At 39.3% G+C, this 23,070-nt stretch carries 21 protein-coding genes; 15 read left to right on the top strand and 6 right to left on the bottom strand.

Going from position 1 to position 23,070, the window contains the following annotated elements; genetic code table 11:
* The first annotated feature begins 49 nt into the window (after positions 1–49).
* On the top strand, positions 50–616 hold the full coding sequence (locus tag G6Q00_RS04495; protein WP_163498857.1) for a nitrate reductase cytochrome c-type subunit: 567 nt from the start codon (positions 50–52) through the stop codon (positions 614–616).
* Positions 613–1,038, top strand: a complete 426-nt coding sequence (locus tag G6Q00_RS04490) for a U1 small nuclear ribonucleoprotein (protein WP_163532197.1) — start codon at positions 613–615, stop codon at positions 1,036–1,038. Before G6Q00_RS04495 ends, G6Q00_RS04490 begins: the two co-directional genes overlap by 4 nt.
* 15 nt (positions 1,039–1,053) lie before the next feature.
* Here the strand turns inward: G6Q00_RS04490 and G6Q00_RS04485 are convergent, their stop codons facing one another.
* Genes G6Q00_RS04485 through G6Q00_RS04465 form a run of 5 tightly spaced genes read right to left on the bottom strand, consistent with a single transcriptional unit; the run spans position 1,054 to position 5,748 of the window.
* Positions 1,054–2,130, bottom strand: a complete 1,077-nt coding sequence (locus G6Q00_RS04485) for a hypothetical protein (RefSeq protein ID WP_205426502.1) — start codon at positions 2,128–2,130, stop codon at positions 1,054–1,056.
* Positions 2,131–2,146: 16 nt separating this feature from the next.
* Positions 2,147–2,569 carry a 23S rRNA (pseudouridine(1915)-N(3))-methyltransferase RlmH gene (locus G6Q00_RS04480; protein ID WP_163532196.1) on the bottom strand — a complete coding sequence of 141 codons (423 nt, stop codon included), beginning with the start codon at positions 2,567–2,569 and terminating at the stop codon, positions 2,147–2,149.
* Positions 2,566–3,411 (bottom strand): acetyl-CoA carboxylase, carboxyltransferase subunit beta, encoded by an 846-nt coding sequence (gene accD, locus G6Q00_RS04475; RefSeq protein WP_163532195.1) that lies wholly within the window; start codon positions 3,409–3,411, stop codon positions 2,566–2,568. The genes G6Q00_RS04480 and accD overlap by 4 nt, the downstream gene beginning before the upstream one ends.
* Before the next feature lie 42 nt (positions 3,412–3,453).
* Entirely contained in the window at positions 3,454–4,590 is a 1,137-nt protein-coding gene (locus G6Q00_RS04470) for a YbfB/YjiJ family MFS transporter (protein ID WP_205426512.1), read from the bottom strand.
* 18 nt (positions 4,591–4,608) lie between these two features.
* Positions 4,609–5,748, bottom strand: coding sequence for a YbfB/YjiJ family MFS transporter (locus G6Q00_RS04465; protein WP_205426511.1), 1,140 nt, complete (start codon positions 5,746–5,748; stop codon positions 4,609–4,611).
* Between the two features lie 130 nt (positions 5,749–5,878).
* On the opposite strand from G6Q00_RS04465, the gene G6Q00_RS04460 reads away from it, so the two are divergent.
* The 10 genes from G6Q00_RS04460 to mnmA all read left to right on the top strand — a co-directional run bounded on the left by G6Q00_RS04460 (position 5,879) and on the right by mnmA (position 18,535).
* Positions 5,879–7,402 (top strand): flagellar hook-length control protein FliK, encoded by a 1,524-nt coding sequence (locus G6Q00_RS04460; RefSeq protein ID WP_163532193.1) that lies wholly within the window; start codon positions 5,879–5,881, stop codon positions 7,400–7,402.
* A 54-nt stretch (positions 7,403–7,456) separates the two neighbouring features.
* Positions 7,457–8,761, top strand: coding sequence for a flagellar hook assembly protein FlgD (gene flgD, locus G6Q00_RS04455; protein WP_163532192.1), 1,305 nt, complete (start codon positions 7,457–7,459; stop codon positions 8,759–8,761).
* On the top strand, positions 8,758–10,563 hold the full coding sequence (locus G6Q00_RS04450; protein ID WP_163532191.1) for a flagellar hook-basal body complex protein: 1,806 nt from the start codon (positions 8,758–8,760) through the stop codon (positions 10,561–10,563). Before flgD ends, G6Q00_RS04450 begins: the two co-directional genes overlap by 4 nt.
* A gap of 3 nt (positions 10,564–10,566) precedes the next feature.
* On the top strand, positions 10,567–12,195 hold the full coding sequence (locus tag G6Q00_RS04445) for a DUF262 domain-containing protein (protein WP_163532190.1): 1,629 nt from the start codon (positions 10,567–10,569) through the stop codon (positions 12,193–12,195).
* 12 nt (positions 12,196–12,207) lie between these two features.
* Positions 12,208–12,975 (top strand): hypothetical protein, encoded by a 768-nt coding sequence (locus tag G6Q00_RS08590; protein ID WP_240330989.1) that lies wholly within the window; start codon positions 12,208–12,210, stop codon positions 12,973–12,975.
* Positions 12,976–13,020: 45 nt separating this feature from the next.
* Entirely contained in the window at positions 13,021–14,994 is a 1,974-nt protein-coding gene (locus G6Q00_RS04435; protein WP_163532189.1) for an ATP-dependent helicase, read from the top strand.
* A 105-nt stretch (positions 14,995–15,099) separates the two neighbouring features.
* Positions 15,100–15,591, top strand: coding sequence for a PAS domain-containing protein (locus G6Q00_RS04430; protein ID WP_163532188.1), 492 nt, complete (start codon positions 15,100–15,102; stop codon positions 15,589–15,591).
* A gap of 9 nt (positions 15,592–15,600) precedes the next feature.
* Positions 15,601–16,740, top strand: a complete 1,140-nt coding sequence (locus G6Q00_RS04425) for a methyl-accepting chemotaxis protein (RefSeq protein WP_163532187.1) — start codon at positions 15,601–15,603, stop codon at positions 16,738–16,740.
* Positions 16,741–16,756: 16 nt separating this feature from the next.
* On the top strand, positions 16,757–17,455 hold the full coding sequence (locus tag G6Q00_RS04420; RefSeq protein ID WP_163532186.1) for a hypothetical protein: 699 nt from the start codon (positions 16,757–16,759) through the stop codon (positions 17,453–17,455).
* Positions 17,456–17,497: 42 nt separating this feature from the next.
* Positions 17,498–18,535, top strand: a complete 1,038-nt coding sequence (mnmA, locus tag G6Q00_RS04415) for a tRNA 2-thiouridine(34) synthase MnmA (RefSeq protein WP_163532185.1) — start codon at positions 17,498–17,500, stop codon at positions 18,533–18,535.
* On the opposite strand, the gene G6Q00_RS04410 is transcribed toward mnmA, so the two are convergent.
* On the bottom strand, positions 18,532–19,083 hold the full coding sequence (locus G6Q00_RS04410) for a hypothetical protein (RefSeq protein ID WP_163532184.1): 552 nt from the start codon (positions 19,081–19,083) through the stop codon (positions 18,532–18,534). The two genes, mnmA and G6Q00_RS04410, sit on opposite strands and share 4 nt — an antisense overlap.
* Before the next feature lie 156 nt (positions 19,084–19,239).
* Here G6Q00_RS04410 and G6Q00_RS04405 point away from each other — a divergent pair, with 156 nt between their 5' ends.
* The 3 genes from G6Q00_RS04405 to G6Q00_RS04395 all read left to right on the top strand — a co-directional run.
* Complete coding sequence (locus G6Q00_RS04405) at positions 19,240–20,286, top strand: type II asparaginase (RefSeq protein WP_163532183.1); 1,047 nt, start codon at positions 19,240–19,242, stop codon at positions 20,284–20,286.
* Positions 20,287–20,403: 117 nt separating this feature from the next.
* A complete protein-coding gene (locus G6Q00_RS04400) occupies positions 20,404–21,267 on the top strand; it encodes an outer membrane protein (protein ID WP_163532182.1) in 864 nt (287 codons plus the stop codon).
* A gap of 1,579 nt (positions 21,268–22,846) precedes the next feature.
* Positions 22,847–23,070, top strand: a 224-nt coding sequence (locus G6Q00_RS04395) for a hypothetical protein (protein ID WP_163532030.1), incomplete at its 3' end; no start/stop codon positions are given.

Genomic DNA, 23,070 nt, shown 5'->3' with positions numbered 1-23,070 from the left:
TTTAGTGTGCTATAATTTTGGCGTTAAAAGCTCGATATAGGAGGAAAACATGAAACTACGCGCTTTATTTGTAACTGCTGCATTTATAGGCGGACTTTGTACTCTAACTCAGGCTTATGAAAAAGATGTATCCTTACTAAGCGATACACAAATTGGTTTGCGCAAAGCCCCTTTAGAGGACGAGAAAGATTTACACTTACATGATTATAACTTCCATAAAAACCCTCCCGGGGAAAGCCAACGATTCGAACGGGCTTATGAAAATGCCCCACCCATGATTCCCCATGACACTACCGGGTTACTTCCCATTACAAAAGATAATAACCAGTGTTTGGGTTGTCATATGCCAGCTGTGGCTAAAACTGTAGGGGCTACACCTGTACCCCAATCACATTTTTTTGACTTTAGGCATAATCGCCCCACTAGAAAAGGCAATGTAAGCGATGCGCGTTTTAACTGCACTCTTTGCCACGCTCCCCAAGCTAATGCCCAACCCCTTGTAAAGAACAATTTCAAACCCGTTTTTACCAATAAATCTTTAGAGTACCGCTCTGATTTTATGAATGTGGTTAATGTCGGGGTTAAAGATTATGGTAAACACTCTAAAAAGCAATGAATTTTAAAACTTTCCAGTGCTTAGGGGTGGCTGTATTTTTTGGGGGGTGCTGGGTGGGTGATCCTAAAGATGTCAACCCTAAACTCCCCGATGTAGACACGCTTAATGAGTGCAATGAAATGAAAAATGAGTGCGTGGGCAATAAAGATGGGGATATTCCTATAGCGCTTAAGCCTAAAAAATACGGATCTTTCCATGATATTTTTCTAGCCGGTATCAAACTTGCCCACGGGGGTAAATTTGCCCTCTCAGCTCTGCCTCCAACTGGAGCGGGTTATATTCCCTACAATCCGATGATGATGCGTCCGATGATAAGCCCTATGGGAATGTATCCAATGGGAATGTATCCTTATGGCATGTATCCTATGGGCATGTATCCGATGATGGGAGGCATGCCCATGATGTATGGGCCTTGGTGGTGATTCATACAAGAGTAATCACAGCTTAGGCGGTGGTGTACTCTCTGTTTTGTCTAATTTGATAAGTTTAACCGGGGTTGTTAAGCCAAAGAATAGGGCAAGCGGGTAGGATCGATCGGATTTTTTTAGCTCCAAATAAGCCTTGATAATTAAAAACTCATCTTGAGGGTGGGTGTTTAAGCGTTCTTTTGCCTGCTCAAGCATTTCTAAATCTAATAGTACAAATAATAAAGCCTTTTCGGCTAACTCGTCCTTGCTAGCTAAAAGCTCAAAGAATTTAAACCAATCATCAGGGGATAAAAAGGGCTTAGAGTCTAGTGCCATTTGCAAATATTCCTGTTTATCATAACCCACCCCCACACACAGCTCCACAACTTCTGCTTGGCTTAACCCCACATTTTTTTGCCAAAAAACCTGCAAAAGAACCGCTAAAACAGATTTATCCACCAACTCTTTAGCGCCTTTAAGCACCTTAGGGATTTCTTTTAAAGAACCTCTTTGAATGATGTTAATTAGCGCCTGTTTTTTAGCCTCCGGACTAAAGCCTTCTTTTTTAAGAACAAAAGAGGCGTATTTTAAATCGCGATCTATTTTGTTGAAAATATTTTGGGTGTAAAGAGAATTATGCGCATCTAAATGGTATTTTTGCCACTCCACTTCCTCCCCCTTTTGTACTTTTTGGTAAAGCTCAAAAAGTTGATCAACTTTTTCATACCCACTTTGTGCTGTGTTTAAATCCTCTTTGAGAAAAAAGCGGGAGAGAATATTAGAAAGTTCTGCAAAATGGGGGTTAGAATAATTTTGTTTACTAAAGCTATTATGGGTGTTTTGATCAATGATCTGCCCTACTAGTTTTTCAAAATCTCTTTTCTCTGCATAGCGTTTAAAAAAGCTACCAATCCCTCCTAAGAGCATAAAAAATAGGGTAAAGAGGAAAAACACAAACACCGCCCCCACCACCCAAACAGCAACGGGTAAAATAAAAGTGTGTTGCGCGACATTAAGCGCGAGTTTTTCAGGGGTGGCGTGGTAGACATACCAGCCAATAGCTGCCATAAATAAAATTGTAAATGTACTATAGTAGCGCAGTTTCATATTGCCTCCATTTTTCTCATTTGTGATAGGGGTGTTTGTTTAAAAGACTAAGCCCTCTAAAAATCTGCTCACACAAGACAAGTTTAGCTAGCGAAGCGCTTAGAGTTAGCGGGCTTAAAGAGAGGGGGATTAATTTGTCTAAAAAGGTGCTTTCAAAGCCATAAGCCCCCGCGATGAAAAATTGCATACGGGCATGTGTGCTTAATAGTTTACTAAATTGCAAACTATCATAAAGCTTACCTGTTGGGTGCATGGCATAAGAATTTGGCTTAAGATAGGGGTTAAAGGCTTTGCTGTAGTGCTCTTTACTCTCTTTTGATACAGAAATATCTACAATTTCAAGCTTGGTTTTAAATTGTAAACACGCCTGTTGGTGGTGTTTAAAAAGAGAGGCATAGAGGGAATTTTTCTTAGAAATAGAATAAATAATACAAGTCATCTATTTTCTCTTAACATGCCTACTAAATCGCTGATTGTCTTTTTTAAATCCTTGCGTTGTACAATCATATCAATCAAGCCATGCTCAAGTAAAAATTCTGCGCTTTGAAAGCCTTCGGGTAATTCTGCCCCGATAGTTTGCTTAATCACTCTAGCTCCAGCAAAGCCAATCATCGCACCGGGTTCAGCAATGATTAAGTCGCCTAAAAAAGCAAAAGAGGCGCTCACACCCCCAAAGGTAGGATCGGTTAGTAGTGAGATAAAGGGCAATTTAGCCTCTGAGAGTTTATTAAGAGCGGCGCTAGTTTTAGCCATTTGCATAAGCGCATAAGTAGATTCTTGCATGCGCGCCCCTCCGCTAGCTGAAACTATGAGCAAAGCTTGGGATTTTTCTACAGCACGGTTAATACTGCGTACAATTTTTTCTCCCTCCACAGAGCCTAATGATCCCCCCATAAAAGCAAAGTCAAAAACAGCAATTTGTAAAGAAATCCCATTAATTTCTCCCTCCCCACTGATCAGAGAGCTAGGCCGTCCTGTTTTGGCTTGGTGCTTTTTGATGCGCTGTTTGTAACTCTCTTTATCTACAAAATTGAGCGGATCGATAGGTTGTAATTCTTTATCAAACTCTATAAAAGAATCACAGAGAAATTCAAGGCGATCATTAGCACTCATTCTAAAATGATAATTGCATTTAAGACAAACATGGTGTTTAGAAAACACTTCTTTATAATACATAAGAGCCGCGCATTTAGGGCATTTAATCCAATGGCTTGGCATGTCCTGCCCAGAAGATTGCACTCTATTTCTTTTGAAATTTTTTAAGAAGTCTCCTAAACCCATCTATGTATCCTCAATCAAAAAATAGGACTATTTTAGCATGGACTAGGCGCTTTTGAAAGTTTTTTGTGGAATGGGTAATAGTACCGCAAAACTTAAGAATGAAGCAACTGTGCAGATCATAAACATCCAATAAAAGCTTACAGTCCCTAAACACCAAGTGAAGATAAAAGAAAAGGCCGCCTGAAAAATCCCAAAGGATAAAAAGACAATACTTGAGGAGGGTACAAAATTTTCTCTACCTACAATGTAAATACACATGGTACTTGTCAGAGCGACATTACCCGTTGTGCTAAAGCCCATTAAAAAGATAGAGAGATTAAGCCAGTAAATGTTGGTACAATAAGCGGCTAGAATACAAGAGAGGGTTCTAAGCAATAAAACCACACTAGAGGCGTTTTTAAGCCCAATTTTATGAGACATTCCAGCGCTTAAAAAAGTACCCAATACCGCCCCAAAACCAAAAAACGCCCATGAAGTCCCGGCGGTGGCTTTATTGAAATGCAAAAAGCGGACTAGATAATCCACCCAAAAAAGCGTGTGGGGTAAATAAGCAATGGCATTAAGCACAACTGAAATAAGCAAGAGCGCGAAAAAATAAGAAATTTTAAATTTTTCTGTTTTTGTGGTGGCAGGTTTGGGTGGGTGCAGGGTTTTTAAAGAGAGCGAGCAGAAAAAGGCTAAAAGTGCAAGAGCGCCTAGAAAAATCCATGACCAAGAAATGATATGGGCAAAATGGGGCAAAGCAAGACCGCTAAAGACCACCCCTACACCAATGCCACTAAAAACTAAGGCACTCACATAAGGGCGGTGTTGTTCTTTAATAAAGCCTAAACATAGAGGCGCGGAGAGAATCATCAAACAAGAGGAGGCCACACCGGCTAAAAAGCGCCAAATCCACGCCCAAACAAAGGGGAAGTTATCCAGATAACAGGCAAAAAAACTAAGCGCAATGATTAAAAAGCTCCCCTTGCTAATGCTTTCAAGAGAGTAGCGCGTTTGTAAAAGAGTTAAAACCACACTCCCAAAAATATAGCCCACCATAACAGCAATGCCTAGTTGTAAACTCTGATTTTCTGTTAACTTACCAGAGAGAATTAAAAAGGGAATGAGGGCAGTATAGCCAAAGCGAGCTAAACCATTAGAGACAAAGGTAGCCAAGAAGCATACAAATACGCGCATTTTCATAACAAACTCCTTTTAAGCGCTTTTAAAAGTTTTTTGTGCAATGGGGAGTAACACTATAAAACTTACAAAACACACAGCCGCACAGATCATAAACATCGAATAAAAACTTACAGTCCCTAAACACCAAGTGAAAAAGAAAGAAAAGAGCGCTTGAAAAATCCCAAAGGTTAAAAAGATAGCGCTAGAGGCGGGCATGAAATATTGCTTGCCTACGATGTAAAGTCCCATAGTACTTGTCAAAGCGGTATTACCCATAGAACTAAAGCCCATCAAAAAGATAGAGAGATTAAGCCAGTAAATGTTGGTACAATAGGCGGCTAGAATACAAGAGAGGGTTTTAAGTAATAAAATCACGCTATGGGCATGTTTAAGCCCGATAGCACCGGCTAAACTCGCACTTAAAAAAGTCCCTAAAGCCGCCCCAAAACCAAAAAGCGCCCACGAAGCCCCAGCAGTGGCTTTGTTGAAATGTAAAAAGCGGACTAAATAATCCACCCAAAAAAGCGTGTGGGGCAAATAACCAATCGCATTAAGAGCAACAGAGATAAGCAAGAGTACAAAGTAATAGGAAAATTTAAATTTTTCTGTTTGTGTGGTGGTAGCGGGCTTTGGTGGGTGCAGGGTTTTTAAAGAGAGTGAGCAAAGAAAGATTAAAAAGCTAAGTCCTCCTAGAAAAATCCAAGACCAAGAGAGAATATGAGAAAAGTGAGGCAGAATAAAGCCACTAAAAACCGCTGCCATGCCAACGCCACTAAAGACTAAACCGCTCACATAGGGACGGTGTTGTTCTTTAATAAAACCTAGACATAAAGGCGCTGAGAGAATCATCAAACAAGAGGAGGCCACACCGGCTAAAAAGCGCCAAATCCAGATCCAAACAAAAGGGAAGTTATCTAAGTAGCAGGCAAAAAAACTTAGAGCAATGATTAAAAAGCTAATTTTGCTGATACTTTCTAAGGAGTAGTATTTTTTAAAAAAACTTAAAACTGCACTCCCAAAAATATAGCCCACGATCACGGCAATGCCTAGTTGCATGCTCTGTGATTCGCTAAATTTGCCCGAAAGAATGAGAAAAGGAATGAGTACGATATAACCAAAGCGGGCTAGGCCATTAGACACAAAAGTAGCCAAAAAGCACACAAATACACGCATTGCCATGAAAAGTTCCTAAGTTTTAGAGTTGGGAAAACCAAACTATACTCCTTTTTTTGTTAACCATTTCAGGCTATCTTTAAGGAATTACTTTTGCTTGTAACTTGTTAACACCACCACAAGGATATTTGTGCCAAGCAATGTTAAGGGTTTAAATGCCCCTAATCTTAAAAGCAAACCCACTCAAGGGGTTAGCAAAAAGCACACAGCTACAGAGGACAAGGACGCCTTTAAAAAGCTTGTTGAAAAAAAGAAAGCCAATCTTAAAACACCCCCTAGCATTGCTAAAATACCCCCAGATAAGACAAAAAATTTAAACAAAGAAGAAAAAGCCTCTGAGAAAACTACTGATAAGACCAAACACCCCCATATTTCTCCAAATAGCCCTCTAGCCCAACTGCTTGATAAAAAAGCCCCCCTTAAAAGTACAGAGTCTAAAGGAACGCACCCAGATAAGAGTAAGGATAAAGCCCCGTTAAATTTTGCCCAGCAATCTAAAGCCTTTGAAAAGGCAAATGCTCTTAAAAAAAATAGCGCCAAACTCTCAGATATTAAACAATTAGATAGCGCTAAGCAACTCAACTTAGCTAAAATCCAACATGAGAGTAAACCCGGTGAGAGTACTACTAAAGATCAAGGTACAAAAACACAGACACAAACCCCAAACCCTTCTAAAGTAGATACAAAACCAGATAATAAAATGTCAACAGCTGATTTATTAGCTCTTAAAAATAACCCACCCACTACCCCTAAAACCCCCACTCAAGCCGCCTCTAAGCAAACCCCTAACCCTACAGAAGCTACTAAAACCCCTACTCAAACCCCTCAAACCCCAAAGCTAGCCACTCCCCCCACCACTCCCACACCAGCTACACCACTAGGCAATCTCCTTAATAAAGCGCCAACCCCCTCTTCTCATGTGATTAAGGATAGCCATACCAATGATAGAGACATCAAACAGGCCTTTGAAGAAGCCTTTGAAGGGCCTTTAAGACAAAAACCTGCCATAATTCCCCTCTCTTTTAATCCTAATCATTTACCTTTACAAAGTCCGGGTAAACCCCCCACACCCTCTAAAGACACAAGCGAGGAAATTAAAACTAGTTCTATAGAAACGCCCAATCATTCTATGCACAACGCCCAAGTAGAGTCCCAACCCTCTTTACAAGCTCCCCAAATTAAAGAAACTTTGAAAAATTTTGCCACTATTTTACGCCAAGAACTTTTAGATTTTAAACCACCCATTACAAAACTTTCTATAGAGCTTAACCCTGATAATTTAGGCAAGGTGGAGGTGGTGATTCAACAGGTGGGTAAAAATATTCAGGTGAGTGTGGCCTCTAGCCCACCGGTAAGCGCTCTTTTAGCCACCCACCAAAGCGAATTGCGCCAAAACTTAGCCCAAATGGGTTTTAACGATGTGGATTTGCGCTTTAATGCTCAAAATGACACGGGGGGGAGTTCTGCACAACAAAATTTAGGCCAAAATCCCGGACAACACCCCCAACAACAACAAAATTTAGGGCAAAATCCAAACCAACCCCAACAAAGCCAACCCCAGCAAAATATAGAGCCACCCACCCAAACCCCCACTCTTACCACGCGCGATCAAAACACGCCCCCCTCTAGTACACAAATCCCTAATTACGCCTAAAAGGTAGAAGTTCTAGTGTATAATGGCTAAAATCCTGCATTTTTGGAGGCGCACATGCCCATTGATTTAGCAGAGGTAACCGGGGTTAAGGCGGCAATGGAAAAGAAAAAACATGAGCCTAAAGTTGCCAATGGCTTAAATAAAGATGCGTTTATGAAGTTATTTTTAGAGCAACTTAAAAACCAAGACCCCACCGCACCTATGGAGACAGATAAAATCATTAGCCAGACCGCACAACTCTCGCAGGTAGAAATGCAAGAGGAAAACAAAAAGGCGATGAAAGAAGTAGCCGATGCGATGCAATCAACTAAAGAGACCAATAAATCTTTAAAAGACTCTCAGGGTAAACTCCAAGATACGCTTGAACACCTTAATAAGGGAATGGATAATACTTTGCAAAGCAATATGGCTATGGCTCAGGTGGCAGGGTTAAATAGTGTCTCTATGATTGGTAAGATTGCAGAAACTGATGTGAAAGGGATTAATGTTACTAAGGGTAAAGTAGATTTTTCTTTATACTTTGATGAGCCAATTAAAGTGAGTGAGGGTAGCCCGGGGGTACAGATTTTTGATAAGGATAAACAATTAGTACGCACACTCTCTTTAAAGGATAAAAATGGCAAACAGGGGTATGTGGCCTTTGAGTGGGATGGGTTAAATGATCAGGGTAAACCTGTACCAGCAGGAACTTATGAAGTGTTTGCCGAGTATAATTTAAACCCAACGAGTAATAAATACCTACACACCCGTATTGGTAGAGGCGAGATACAAGGCGTGGTGTTTGATAAGGGAAAGCCAATGTTACGCATGGGAGAGATGATTTTGCCTATGGATAGTGCTTTAGAGTTTTATGATAAAACAAATTCGCGTCAAGAAGAGGAACAACGCGAGAATGCAGCCCACTTTATACCCTCCAAAACCCAAAAACCCCCCACACAAACCCCCCCCTTAAACACTAGCCAAAATCACCCCTCAAACCCCCCTTTAAATGCACACCACACAAACACCGCCTTAAATCCTAAAACCCCTGTAAAGGCGCAAACTTCGTTTGCGTCTAATCAAAAAACCCCACAAAGCCAACAAGGTTTACACGCGCCAGATAAGAGCTTACAAGGATTAGGCCAAAAGCCCCCTACCAATCCGGTAAAAACCACAAATCAAAATACAGCTAGAGTTAATAGCTCAAGTCCTCATAGCTCAAACCCACTAAATAACCCCGCTCTAGCGCATAATATGATCAGTACTGCCAACTCCCACCCTAACCCCAAAAGTGCCTTTGAAACGCCCAACACTGCTTTAAAACCTAATCCCTTAGAACGGGCTAGTAGCCACTCTAACCCACAAGAAAATCTCACATGAATGATACGATCTTACATGCCTACTCCGGGATTAAAACCCACCAGTTTGGAATTGATAGCCTTTCTAACAATCTTGCCAATATTAACACGGTGGGGTATCGTGAAAATGAACCTGAATTTAAATCTCTCTTATCAGCCCATTTTGATTCGATGGGGAGTAATGTTACAGCCGATGATCGCAATTTTGGGGTTTCTAAGGGGAGTAATGCAATTTCAGATAAAGATGGCGAGTATATGCCAAGCGACTCAGATTTTAACATGGCCTATCAGGGGAGTGGGTGGTTTATTGTAGGGCCTAATAAAGATGGGAGTTTTGAAATTGATAAAGATGGCTATAAGCAAAGTCAGGAAAACTTTTTCACCCGCGATGGGAATTTCTTACGCGATGCCGATGGTTATATTGTCAACACGCATGGCTACTATGTTTATGGCATTGATTTACACAAGATTAAAAATGGCGTACTCATGGCAGGTAATGCAGATGCAGAAGCCAAAATTTTAAGGGGCGGTAAACTTAGCACGCTGTATTTGCCCCGCGATGTACAGTACCAACCGGTTGTGAGTACTAAGGTTAACATGAGTTTGAATTTAAACCCTAAAAACCATGTACGCCCGGCTGAGGAGTATTTTTTAGATGAAAATGGAGAGGTGATCACCAATCGCTTTTTAAACCAAGATGCCAATGCTTTAGCCAATAGTGATAATGAACCTTTAGATTTAGCCACGCATCGCAATTTAGAGATCATGATTGTTAAGGGCGATATGGCTCAAGACTTGACTTTTAAATACGGCACAGGCGGGCCTGGGAAAAACGAGTTTCACACGCTAGGGGATTTAAAAAATTTACTTAAAAGCAAGGCTAATTTAGATCTCACTATCGCTAAAAGCAAACCCGATCAAGTGATCTCGCCTTTGATGTTACAGATTAAAAACCCTAGCGATCCGGAGGCCACGCTTTTTATTGGGGGTCCTATGGCAGAAAAATTAGGCTGGGTTGCTAGTGGCATGATTTTAAAAAAGGGTGAAACACGCGATTCGGTAAATATCCGTATCCCTTTTTATAGCACCACTACAGAAATTTATGATAAGGCTGGGGATAAATATTTGCTTAAAAGCGATTTTTTCATGACTAATTCTAAAGACCCTATGGCAACCCCGCCCACAGAGCAAAAATGGGATGTGGAGAGCTCCATTTTAGAAATGCGCGATAAAACCCCTATCACCCCTAAACCCGTGCGCCAGACTATCACTTTTGATCAAGCCGGTAAAATGCAATCTAAGCCTATCACGCTTAATTTTAAAGGTAACCCCCTTGTTTATTCAATCAATAAAAGCGATGATTTTGAATCTAGCGATGTACCCTATGAAGATTCTAGAATCTACCAAGTTTCTCAAGACGGCAAACCTAAGGGAATATTAAGAAACATGCGCATTGATGATGATGGAATCATTCATTTATCCTTTAGCAATGGAGCGATTGAAACGATGGGGCGGGTGGGCATTGCGGCCTTTACTAATAATCAAGGGCTTAAAAAGGTGGGGAGTAATTTATTTGATATTAGCAACGCTACGCGCAATGGCCGCGCTGTACCTTTAAGCGGAAACCCCATTTTAGGCTGGGATAGAGATGATGGCAAACTTAAATTTGGCAAGATCATGCATAAATATTTAGAAACTAGTAATGTTAATGCCGGGCGATCTTTAACAAATTTAATTTTAATGCAACGGGGTTATTCTATGAATGCTAAAGCCTTTACAACGGGCGATGATCTAATCAAAGAGGCCATTAATTTAAAGAAATAATCCATGCCTTGTAACTATGTAGAGAAGAAATTTAAAGAACTCGTTTTGTTTTTGTATAAGGGGGAGTATCAAATTCCGCGCTTCCAGCGTAATTTTGTGTGGAAAAAAGAGCAGATAGCTAGATTCATTGATAGTATTTTAAGGGGCTTTCCCACAGGGAGTTTTGTATTATGGAAAACAAAAGAAAGATTGCAGGCGTGCCGTGAAATTGGGGGTTTTACGCCTAAATGGCCTGATCTTGGGGAATATGTGTACTATGTCTTAGATGGGCAACAACGCATGGGAGCGCTGTTTTTAGTCTATTATGGGTTACAGGTAGCTAAGGGTGGTGATTATAAGGATATTTTATTAAGGGTAAAACCTGATGAAAACGGGGAATGTTGTTTTGTTAAAAAACCTAAGGAGTTGGTTAGAGAAACAGTCGTGAGTGCTTATGATTTGCTCAATAAAAGTATTTTAGACATACAGGACGAATACGAATTAGAAGTTAGAGTTGCTAGGGATTTTGAAAGTTTTAAAACAAATCTTGAAAACTACCAATTTCCTATCATTGAGATCACAGACACCACTTTAGAAGAAATTGTAGAAATCTTTACACGCATTAACACAGGAGGCACCAAACTAAGCCTCCCTCAAATCCTCTGTGCTAAGTTTTATATCCCCCCTGTAAATCACCACCAAAGCATACAAAAAGGTTTTGACTTAGAAGAGCGTTTTGAAGAACTAAGAGAAGAGCTAGATCGCTTAGATTATGGCTTTGATTTTAGCCAATGTGTAGTGGTTTTACAACTTATTTCCTATATTTTGCAACTTAGTGCATCCGGTAGATTAACAGAGAAAATTTCTACTCCTACCCTTTTAAAATTAGAACCTAAGCTTGTACAAAAGCAATGGGATTTTATTGCCCCTTGTTTTAAAAATGCCGCCCATCTACTCAAACATGATTTTAAAATCCCCTCTTTTGACTTCTTACCCTCCGCTAACTCTTTAATGCTCATGGCCTATTTCTTTGTTTTAAGCGAGGGAAAAAGCCCTAATGCTAGCCAGATTACAAATTTACAAAAACTCTTTTTTAGAAGTACCTTTTTTAGTTCTGGTCCAGTGGGCGATACCCTACTCAAACAACTAGGCTTGATTCGCCGGATCTATCAAGAGGAAGCTATTGATTTTGATAAGGAATTGTCTTATTACATCACAGAAAAATATTTAATGGAGGAAAAACTTAATATTAAAAGTGGATTTCAGAGGGGTATTCTTTGTGTTTTAGCAACCTTAGAGCCTAAAAACTTTGATAATAATAGTAAAGTGGTTTTAGATCATCTCTTTTTAGTAGACAAACAAAAAAGAAATATCCACCACTTCTTCCCTAAAAATTATCTTAAATCTATAGGCGTGGAAAATGCAGATGTACTTGCTAATATCACCCTCATTAGTGCAAGTTTAAACCAAGCCATTAAAGACACCCCTCCCAAGCAATATATTAAAAGTTATCAGCAAAATAACCCGGATTTAGAGAGGATTTTAAAAACCCACTTAATCGCTTTAGACGATTCTAAAGTTTTAGAGGATTATCAAAAGTTCTTATCCATGCGTGCGCGTTTAATTTTAGAGAAAATCCGCGAGATCACCTAAAAAAGGATAGCGATGTGGTGTTTAGGGATTGAATATAAGGGAAATGGGGATTTAGATACGCTTAAGGGTGTGCTGTGTCGTTATGGGTTTTCTAAATTAATTGGTGGCGTGTATATTTTAAGTTCGCACTATACCAATCCATTAGCCCAAATTTATGCCTGTCTATCTGAAATAAAAACCTTTTTAAATAGCTCCAATCTTGAGATTAAAAGTTTTCAAATTAGCGAGTTAAACGATCTAAGCAGTTGTTTAACAATAACCCAAAATACCACCACAAAACCTAAAACTCCCTATATCCCTCCAAAAAGCACCTACGATCACATTGGAGAAAAGAAAATTGCACTCTCTGAGACTATTTTTAAAGATTATGATTTTAAAGATTTAGAAAAGGCTTATTTTCTTTATACAGATGCTGGGGTTAAAGAAAATGAGGTGATGTGTGGATTTTGCCTTTATTCTTTTAAGGAGGGGTATTTTGAAGAGATTAATCGCTACAAATGCCCCTTAAAATCAGAACTCAATGAAAGTTTTAAAGCTGAAAAACAAGCCATTATTACAAGTATGAAAAATTTACAAGCCATGCTTAAAACCAATAAATTAGATTCTAGCTATAAACTCTTTGTCATAGGGGATAATCAGGCGGTGATTAATGGTTATAGGTGTAAGAACGAGGGTTTTATTCTTGAGAGTGGCTTTATAAATATTGAGTATAAATGGTGCAAGCGCGGTTCTGATGCGTGTAATAAAGTAGTAGATGCCATCGTTAATCTAAGAGGGTAGCGCGCTTAATTACATATTTTTTTAAACCCATTAAAGTAGGTATTTATGCAACTTAATAGCGAACAATTACAGGCTATCAAAGCCCCTTTAGGGCGTAATTTAGTGATTGCCTCTGCTGGTACGGGTAAAACTTCTACTATTGTGGGGCGGATTTTACACCTGCTTACAAGTGGCATTGATCCGCGCCAAATTCTTTTACTCACCTTTACCAATAAAGCCAGCCAAGAGATGAAAGATCGCCTAGCACGCTACACTAAAGAAGCTGAAAAAATTGAAGCCGGGACTTTCCACGCTGTAGCTTATCGCTTTCTTAAACTACAAGACCCCTCTTTAAGTTTAAAACAACCCACAGATATGCAAACTTTGCTTAAGAGTTTTTTAGCAGAAACAGAAAAAGAAAGAGTTTATAGCGCGAAGTATTTATACGAGTTGTATTCTTCTTATCTGAATGAAAATTGCACCCAAAGTTTTACAGATTGGTTGTTAAAGCGCACCCCTGATCAAGAGGAATATACAGAATTATATGAATGCGCGCTAGAGCTTTTTGAAAGCTGTAAAAGAGAACAGCACTATGTGGATTATAACGATCTCTTAATTCTTTTTAAAGAGCAGATAAAGCACCAACCTAAAACCTTTTGTGAAGTTTTATGCGATGAGTATCAAGACACTAACCCCTTACAAGATTCAATTTTAGATGCCCTGCAACCTGCTAGCCTTTTTTGTGTGGGGGATTATGATCAAAGCATTTATGCCTTCAATGGGGCAGATATTTCTATTATTAGTAATTTTACACAAAAGCACAAAAACGCACAGGTTTTTAGTTTGCGCAAAAATTACCGATCCTCTGGGGCTATTTTAAATCTGGCTAACCGCGTGATTGCTAATAACCCGCGTATTTATCCTAAAAGCTTAGAAGTGGTGAAACAAAATAACCCCTCTACCCCTCAACTTTTGGTTTATGACGAGTTAATAGATCAATATCAAGGCATTGCTAAGAGAATTGCGCTAAGGGGGCGCTTTGAGGAAGTGGCTATTCTTTTTAGAAATAACGCTAGCGCAGAAGGCTGTGAGGCGGCTTTGCGGCTACTTGGTATCCCTTCAATTCGCAAAGGCGGGGTGGGTTTATTTGAGACTAAAGAGATAAAATTACTCTTAGATGTTTGTGCCTTTTTAATCCGGCCTAAGGAAATGGTAGCAACCATGCAAATTTTAGGCTATGGGCATGGGATAGGGGCTAAGTTGTGTGCTGAGCTTTATGAGGGTTTGCAGATTTTAGGCGAGGGTAATAGTTTAAAGGGCTTGCTTACCCCTAATCAAAAAGAGCCCTATGCTAGTATAAAGCGCCCCCAAATGGGTTTATTTGAAAATCTCATGCTCAATACCTCCACCTTTGATCTGCACTCTGATTTTAAAGATCACCCCCTTTTAAGCCACCCTAAAATAAAAACACCTATTACGCGCTTTTTAGAAGATCTGTATATCCTTTGTAAAACCCACTCTTTTAAAACCCCTGCTAAAAGCCTAGAGCACATCATGCAATCTGTGTGGTTTGAGAACATTATGCAAAAGCTTGCGCGGGATCGCGCTAAAAATAAAGATGGGAGTGTGGATACAGATCGCTATGAGCAGGCTTTAGAGAAAATTAAAAGGCGGGGGGAATTACTTGTACAGATGTCTAGTAAATATAGCCATTTGAAAGATTTTATTAATGAAATAGGGCTTGACTCTCAAGAAATGGGTAGTGGGAGTGGGGTACACTTACTCACCGTGCATGCAAGTAAGGGGCTTGAATTTAGCGAGGTGTATGTGATTGATTTAATGCAAAAGCGCTTCCCTAATATTAAGTTAGCTAAACAAAATGGAGGTTTAGAGGAGGAGCGCCGTTTGTTTTATGTGGCAGTTACTAGGGCTAAGGATCATCTTTATCTATCCTATGCAAAAGAGGACCGGCGTAAAAAAACCCGTTATGAACCCTCATGTTTTTTAGAAGAAGCAGGGCTTTTACAACTAGTGCTATAAAAACCTTTGCTATAAGGAGTGTCAAAAAGTTAGTTTTTAGGACGATTTGGTAAGCGCGTTTAGATTTTTTAGGGCTAGGTGCACAAGAATAAATAAAAGAGTTACATGGAAAAATTTGTGGATAAAAATCACTTTTTGGTTACTAAGACAGATTTAAAGGGAGTGATCACCTATGCCAATAAGCCCTTTATAGAGATTGTGGGGGGCAGTGGAGAAAAAGACCTTTTGTATAAGCCCCATAACATAGTGCGCCATCCAGAAATGCCTAAGATCATTTTTAAACTTCTTTGGGATAACATCAAAGCCCAGCATGAAATCTTTGCCTACATTAAAAATAAAACCTTTGATGGGCATTTTTATTGGGTTTTTGCCAATGTAACCGCCTCTGTAGATGAATTACACAATTCTATCGGGTATTATTCTGTGAGGAGAGCTCCCAATAGAAAAGCCCTTGAGGTGATCATTCCTCTTTATACTTCTTTGTTATCCGCTGAGAAAACACAGGGAATACAGGCTAGTTACAGTGCCCTCCAACAAGTTTTACAAAAACAAGGCTGTGATTACCACCAATGGGTCAACCAGCTACAACGATTATAAGGACGGTGCATGTTTAAATGGATTTCAGGCGACTCTGATCTTGCTATCCAAAAAATCCATGAGTTTATCACTCAGGTTAGAGACGGGTATTTGGAATGCCGGATTATAGATATTGATGAGAAAAGCCCCTATAGCGCTATGATGCATGGTTTAAACGATCTGCTAGATCAAATCGAATCCTTATTTCGTGAAATGGATGCATGTGTACAGGCGGCTAAAGAAGGGAGGGATTATCGCAACATCTTTTTAGAAGGGTATAGGGGGATTTTTAAGCAATATGGAGAGCATGTGAGATCGCATGTTGATGGAATCATTGCAAGCAATAATAGTAAGATTGTACAACGATTATTAGAAATGGGAGGGGGCGCTAAGGGGATTTTAGCCATATTAAGCGAACTTAGCCGGAGGGTACAGCAGTGTACAGAGAATAAGCAATTAGCGCAAAATATTGAAGAGAGTTCTTTAAAAAGCCAAGATGAAATCTTAGGTATTCACACTAATTTAGATAATTTTAGCGCGCATTGCTCCCATGTTAATACGGTTATGGAAGAGTTGAAAAAGAACATGGATTTTATCATGCAGGTTGCTGATATTATTAATGATATTGCTAATCAGACTAATTTACTCTCTTTAAATGCGGCTATTGAGGCAGCTAGAAGTGGCGAACATGGGCGCGGTTTTGCAGTGGTGGCTGATGAAATTAGAAAACTTGCTGAAAGGGTGGCTAAGGAAGTTAGTAGCATTAAGGGTAGTTTTAGTGGTTTTAAAGAAGAAATTGATAAGTTAGAGGAGGCGTTTTCAGAAGTAACAAGTTTAAGTACAGAGATTAGCGCGCATTTTCAAGATTTTTTAAAGGTGCTAGAGGCCTTTGTGCAAGATAGCCGTAAAAGTTTAGAGAATAATAAGGGGTTAGAACAAGGGCTTGGTAAAATCATGTGCCATATTGAGTGGATTATTTTAAAAATGCACATTTATAAAAGCGTACTCACCAATGAGACCGGACACATCACTTTAGAAAAGGCACTCAATGATAAAGCCAAAACCCTAACACAGGAAGTTTTAGCCCATGTTAAGGATCATTATAAGTTAGATGAGGTAGAACAAATGGCAGCGCGCTTGCAAGCATTAGATGCCGTTGAACTAGATTAATGGATAAAGGAATAATATGAAATATGTTTTAACTATGGTAGTAGCGGTGGTGTTTTTAGGGTGTTTTATCGGCGGGCTTGCCTTTGAACGGTTTGTCTTAGGCAAACATAAAGCTGAAAGTGGTAGTGAAATTAGCATGCAAATTCAAAGTAAGCAAATGGTTATCCCCGGGAGTTATAACGCGCATCTTCTTTTTAGTAGCGCTAATGCACTCTTAAAAACAGAAAAACTAACCCCTGAACAAGAACAAGAGATCAAAGAGAGTTTTAAACAAATTAATGATCTTGTAAAAGATAGCCATTTATGCCAACAAACTTCTTATAGCCTAAAGCCTAATTACACTTTTAAGCAGGAATTAAGCGGCTATTCTTTGCATGCCTTAATGATCTGTAATATTCCCACTCCCAAACTAAGCGACTATGAAACCCTTAAAAATAAAATCTCTGAAGTGGTGGCAAAGAGTGCTTTATTTGTACTTAACACGCCCGCTCTTTATGCCAAAATGCAAGAATCAGATATAGTAGCCCTGCAAGGCGCGCTATTAAAAGAAGCTCAGGATAAAGCTAGCTTTTTTAGCCAGAAATTTAAACGACAATGCGCTATTAAAAGCCTAGATTTTTACCCTAATCATTTCCCCATGCGCTTTAAAGTAGAGGGGCAACAAGATAGCAAACAAACCTTTAACCTCACGGCTAGACTCACGGTGGGTTGTTAGAAATGTGCTATAATGCCGCCCTATTACACTAAAGGTTAGAATGTGAAAATTGCCGTTTTGATGAGTGGGGGGGTGGATAGCTCTTATAGCGCTTATTTGTTAAAACAAGCCGGCCATGATTTATTAGGGCTGTATTTAAAACTACATGGAAAAGAAGAAAAACATGCCATGTACATTAAAAATTGCCAAGAAGTGGCTTCTTTTTTAGATATTCCATTTGAAGTAGTGGATTTACAAGAACCCTTTAAAAAACAAGTCTATGAAGTTTTTATTGACACCTACAAAAATGGCCAAACGCCTAACCCTTGCGCTTTGTGTAACCCTTTAATGAAATTTGGTTTGGGGCTAGAATTTGCCCTTAATCGCGGGTGTGAAAAGGTAGCTACAGGGCATTATGCTAGATTAATGCGTATTCAGGGTGTGTTGCGCATTCAAGAAGCCTTTGATTTAAGCAAAGATCAAAGCTATTTTTTATACGCGCTCCCACAACGCGCCATTGATGCGCTTATCTTTCCACTAGGTGCTTTATTAAAAAGTGAGATCAAACCCAAAGCCCTAGAAGTTATGCCTTTTTTGGGGAGTTTACAGACTTATAAAGAATCCCAAGAAATTTGCTTTGTAGAGGGTTCTTATATTGATACGCTTAAACAACATACCAATGTAGATCAAAAAGGTTTAGTGCGTAATTTAAAAGGGGAGGTGGTGGGTACACATAAGGGCTACATGCACTATACCATTGGTAAACGCAAGGGTTTTACAGTCCAAGGGGCACACACCCCCCATTTTGTTGTGGGCATCCATGCTAAAACCAATGAAATTATTGTAGGGCAAAAAGAGGACTTAGCGATCTTTACTTTAGAAGCTGAAAATAAATCCCTACCTTCTAATTTTAAAACAGGTACCTACATGGTTAAGGTGCGCTATAGAAGTACCCCCACTAAAGCCCAGATCACTTTAAACCACCAAACTATCTACGCCACCTTTGAAGAGCCAGTTTATGGTGTGGCTCTAGGGCAGGCGCTGGTAGTCTATGAAAAAGACTGCGTCTTAGGGGGAGGCGTTATCACCAAGAGCGCCTAAAATTTCCAGTGAAAACTAGCATGAAAGGTAGAAGTTGGTGATACGCCTGAGCCCATGTTAGGCACATGAATCTTAACATGCTTTTGGCACTTGCTTACAAAATTATCATACTGGTAAGATAGAATATTTGAAAAATTGCGGGTTGTCAAACGCTTAAGCACTTGATTTGCATCACCTAAAACTAAAGCATCAAATCTAGCATTAAAAAGCCGTCTTATCTTTTTACCGGCAATTAAAGCTTCAAGATTTAAGATAGTTAGATTAGATTTACCCATAACACTCCCACGCCGGCGGTATAAGATACTCGTAGTTCTAGGGGCTGCTAATCGCTTAAGCACTTGCTTAGTATTACCTAAAACAAAGGCATCAAACATAGCATTAAAAGTACGCCTCTCTTCTTTACCAGCAACTAAAGACCCGATACTTAAAACAGACAACCTTAAAGGATTAACAAGCACGCTAGAATCCCTAGCGTAGCCAACTTCAACATGCGCCACGCGGCTCACAAAGACCGCAAAAATCAATGGCTTAAATACCCCATCAACCAACTCCTGATTTTTTATTTTAGTGAAGACTCGTATTTTAACATGCAAAATCTTAGGCTTTTTTGAGAAAAGACTTAGGGGTTTTATTTTCTGTTACAATATTATTTTAGAGTTAAAAAATCAGACCTTGAGCTGGCAAAATTTATAGTGGAGAGTGTTATGTTAAAGTTATTTTATCCGTTTATAATTGTAGCGGCGTTAGTGGGGGTTGTGTGCGCAAAACCTAATTTGTATATTCTTGCTACAGGGGGAACTATTGCCGGGCGTTCTTCTAGTGGGCTAAATAGTGCTTATCACTCTGGAGTGTTATCTGTAGATAGTTTAATTAGTGCCATTCCACAAGCTAAAGACTTAGCCAATCTTAAAGCTGAGCAAATCAGCAATATCGGCTCTCAAGAAATGGACAATCAAGTTTGGCTTAAACTAGCTAAACGGGTACAGGCTTTACTCTCTAAAAAAGATGTAGATGGGGTGGTGATCACACATGGCACAGATACAATGGAGGAAACGGCTTATTTTTTAGATTTAGTGATTAAAAGCCATAAACCTATTGTAATGGTTGGGGCAATGCGCAATGCTAGCTCTTTAAGCGCAGATGGTCCCCTTAATCTTTATAACGCTATTGCAGTGGCTAGTGATCCTCAATCTAAAGGCAAGGGGGTTTTAGTGGTGATGAATGATACTATCCATGCAGCCAGAGAAGTGAGTAAAACACACAGCACAGATGTCGCTACTTTTAAATCTCTTAATAGTGGTCCCTTGGGCAAAGTACTTTATGGGCATGTGCGCTTTTACATGCAGTCTTTGCGCAAACACACGCTAGAAAGTGCTTTTGACATTACTAAGATTAATCATTTGCCTCGCGTAGATATTATCTATAGCCATGCTAATGATCATGCAGATTTAATACAAAGTGCGATCCAACATGGGGCTAAAGGAATTATTAGCGCGGGCGTGGGTAATGGTAATCTTTATCCGTCTGTGTTAAATGCGCTAGCAAGTGCCGTAAAACAGGGAGTAGTGGTGGTGCGCTCTAGCCGTGTGGGGAGTGGGTTTATCACACCACTAGGTGAAATTGATGATTCTAAATATGGCTTTTTAACTAGCGATAATCTCAACCCCCAAAAGGCTAGGGTACTTTTAATGCTAGCCTTAAGCCAAACCCATAATCGCCAAAAAATCCAAGAGTATTTTGAGACGCATTAAAACCATGCTAAATAGTTTATTAGAGAATAAAATTAGACTTTTGGCTTTGTTCTATCAACTTTAAGTCGCATTCTTGACATTTTATTTTTAGGCTACTAGACTACTAGTTCTATTTTTTTGAAAGGATTTTTATGGTATCGTCTAACAAGCAACAAGCAACAAGCAACAAGCAACAAGCGACAAGCGCGTAGCGTTTTCTCTCTAGCTTTTACCCGCTCTGTTACCTTAATCGGTGTTCTTAGTTTTGTCTCTTTAGCGCCTTTAAGTGCGGAGAGAAAAGGTGGTTTTATAGAGGGAGGTTTTCAGTATTCTAATTTTGGCGGTAAGGATAACTCTAGCTCTCAAGAAAGTACAAATGCTAACATAGCAAGTTATACTTCCACCACAACCTATAACGGTAATCTCTTTGGAGGGGATATTCAAATTGGTTATAAACAATTTTTTGGCAAAACAAAACGCTTTGGTTTGCGTTTTTATGCTTTTTTCAGTGGTCAGGGTGGGAGCGCAACTGTTGTTCCGGGTAAGGGGAGCTACAATACCTTTAATTACAACCAATCCTTAGCCGATCTCTTCTATGGTGTGGGCATGGATATGCTCTTTAATTTTTATGATAAGAATGAAAAAACCTTTGGTATGGCTCTTGGTGTGATGGGAGGGGGGAGTTCATGGTTAACGGGAAATAATCAAAATGGAACATGTATTCCCAATCCAGATGGTACTTGTCAGGTATCATCTCAGATAACAACTCGGTACGGGCAAGTCATCGTTAACATTGGTTTAAGGGCTAACTTTAGCAAACATCAGGGTATTGAATTTGGCGTGCGTATCCCCACCATTAACTATCCTTATTACTCCTACTCCAACACCCAGTCCCCTATCTCTAATAATACTTATGGGAATACTTATTCTAGTAGTACTACAGAAACTATCACCCTCAGACGCAAAGTTGCTGTTTATATCAACTATGTGATCAACTTTTAGGGGGTTAATCTATGCTTACTTTGTTAGATACAAAGTGGCATAGGGTTTTAGGTTTAGTAAAACTTTAAACTAAATACTGCGGTGGAAAATCTGTAGGCATTTTTAAAGATAAGAATGGGTTAGAGAAGCGTTAGGTTGTTTGTTGTAAAGATTATAGGTGGCTCTCATTGTATAAACTCTTCTTTCTCATTGAGTGCTTAATACTATTAGCTTTAACCAACAACTATTTAGAACATGATGCCAAAAGGACGGTGTTTTAATTTGGCGGTATTGTAGGTTTTCTTAATAATGTTGGTATGACTGTGGTTAGTTCAGGGCGGGTATTCAACATTTAAGGGCAATGACTTTCTTAAAACTGGAGAGTTTTTTATGCTTCATCTAAACGGTCTAATAAATAATCTAATTCCAAATCCTTATATAAAACCTAATCCCTCGATATTTTACCTTTTTCTCTACATCCTCAGTGTCACTTTATATAATTCATGATATGCATACTCATCTAGATCCAACACTTTACGCAAGACACGCACCCTAGTTATAGATTCTGCATATCTCAAAACTAGCTTAAGAGTCTCTCTTAGATCCAGACAGGCCCCAAAATCCTCATGGACTTCTTCTAATTCTTCGCTAAAATACTGATTATTGTGATAACCATTCAAAGTTTTTCTTCTCTTTCTCCTTACACTCCCGTTTATCGAGAGAATAAAAAATTTTCCATGCCTGTTGGCAAGCCGCTCTATTTTACTCCAACAACTGGTGGTAATCTTTTAACTTACTTTCCTCAGAGAGCTGAATCGCATGTAAAAAAGAGGTTAGAGATTCAAAGGCGGGTTTAAAATCCTCTTGAAATTTTGCATTTTCTTCAAAGTTTGTGTGATCTAGAATCTCTTTACAAAAAACTCTACAACTTTTTAGATTCTTCTAAATCTACCCCCTCTTTAATCAGAGATAGGTGAAGAAACCAGCACTTCTCAGCATCATATGAAACCCTTCTACTCCTCTCAACGCAAAAGAGGTCTCAAACTTCTTGTTATATGCCTCAGCCAACTCTCTCTGTCGATTATATTCATCCATCTGTCGCTTATATTCTTCAGCAACACAGGTTTATACACCTCCCACGCCTTTTTAAAGGCTCTAGGTAAGTTTGAAAATCACTATAATTCTGATTAGAGGCTTGATTCTGAAGGTAGCTAGCCATTTTTAAGACATTTAGCATGCGAGCTCCTTAAGAACAATAAAAACAACTAAAGAGGAAAAATGAAAGTAAGAAAGATTAACCCACCGTAAAATCTAGAGAGGCTAAAAAAGTGTTCTTTTTTAAAAAATAATTAGAGTTTTATTTTAAACCTACTCCTCACTTTTAAGGCGTTCTATAAACCTTTATTTTTAACAAAGTAAATAACATTTTATTGCAAATTGTGCCGTGTATGTCAAAAAGTTAGGTGCTTCAATTAGCGGCATTGTAGACCTTGCCAATTGCACTAGCGATCGTGCCTTGTTGGCGCGGTGGGTGCTAAGCGCATTTTAAGGCGATTGTCTGTATCCTCCCCCAAGATGAAGTATTTAATAAGGGGAGCACTTGAAACAACCCGAAGACATGACACAAGAGGAGCTAGCAAATCTAATTAGATCTAAGCCAGTTGATCTCTCAAATTTAGAATCTGATCACATTCCCCGTTTAACAAAAAATTCGTTTATCCATCATAAAGGCAAACACGCTGGGGAGTGGAGAGACCAAGCAGAGGAGCGCAAGGTTAGACAATATGTATTAAAGCATATGGGCAACTTTGACATCACTAAAAG

Origin of the sequence: Helicobacter suis, from assembly GCF_902196125.1 — a bacterium.
Classification (GTDB): domain Bacteria; phylum Campylobacterota; class Campylobacteria; order Campylobacterales; family Helicobacteraceae; genus Helicobacter; species Helicobacter suis_B.
This window is presented reverse-complemented; position numbering and strand designations above follow the sequence as displayed.

Coding starts and splice junctions, on each gene's coding strand:
- G6Q00_RS04435 (WP_163532189.1), top strand. CDS start 13,021: ATGCAACTTAATAGCGAACAATTACAGGCTATCAAAGCCCCTTTAGGG.
- G6Q00_RS04470 (WP_205426512.1), bottom strand. CDS start 4,590: ATGCGCGTATTTGTATGCTTCTTGGCTACCTTTGTCTCTAATGGTTTA.
- G6Q00_RS04425 (WP_163532187.1), top strand. CDS start 15,601: ATGTTTAAATGGATTTCAGGCGACTCTGATCTTGCTATCCAAAAAATC.
- G6Q00_RS04485 (WP_205426502.1), bottom strand. CDS start 2,130: ATGAAACTGCGCTACTATAGTACATTTACAATTTTATTTATGGCAGCT.
- G6Q00_RS04465 (WP_205426511.1), bottom strand. CDS start 5,748: ATGCGTGTATTTGTGTGCTTTTTGGCTACTTTTGTGTCTAATGGCCTA.
- G6Q00_RS04420 (WP_163532186.1), top strand. CDS start 16,757: ATGAAATATGTTTTAACTATGGTAGTAGCGGTGGTGTTTTTAGGGTGT.
- G6Q00_RS04495 (WP_163498857.1), top strand. CDS start 50: ATGAAACTACGCGCTTTATTTGTAACTGCTGCATTTATAGGCGGACTT.
- accD (WP_163532195.1), bottom strand. CDS start 3,411: ATGGGTTTAGGAGACTTCTTAAAAAATTTCAAAAGAAATAGAGTGCAA.
- G6Q00_RS04450 (WP_163532191.1), top strand. CDS start 8,758: ATGAATGATACGATCTTACATGCCTACTCCGGGATTAAAACCCACCAG.
- G6Q00_RS08590 (WP_240330989.1), top strand. CDS start 12,208: ATGTGGTGTTTAGGGATTGAATATAAGGGAAATGGGGATTTAGATACG.
- G6Q00_RS04490 (WP_163532197.1), top strand. CDS start 613: ATGAATTTTAAAACTTTCCAGTGCTTAGGGGTGGCTGTATTTTTTGGG.
- G6Q00_RS04445 (WP_163532190.1), top strand. CDS start 10,567: ATGCCTTGTAACTATGTAGAGAAGAAATTTAAAGAACTCGTTTTGTTT.
- G6Q00_RS04405 (WP_163532183.1), top strand. CDS start 19,240: ATGTTAAAGTTATTTTATCCGTTTATAATTGTAGCGGCGTTAGTGGGG.
- G6Q00_RS04480 (WP_163532196.1), bottom strand. CDS start 2,569: ATGACTTGTATTATTTATTCTATTTCTAAGAAAAATTCCCTCTATGCC.
- G6Q00_RS04430 (WP_163532188.1), top strand. CDS start 15,100: ATGGAAAAATTTGTGGATAAAAATCACTTTTTGGTTACTAAGACAGAT.
- flgD (WP_163532192.1), top strand. CDS start 7,457: ATGCCCATTGATTTAGCAGAGGTAACCGGGGTTAAGGCGGCAATGGAA.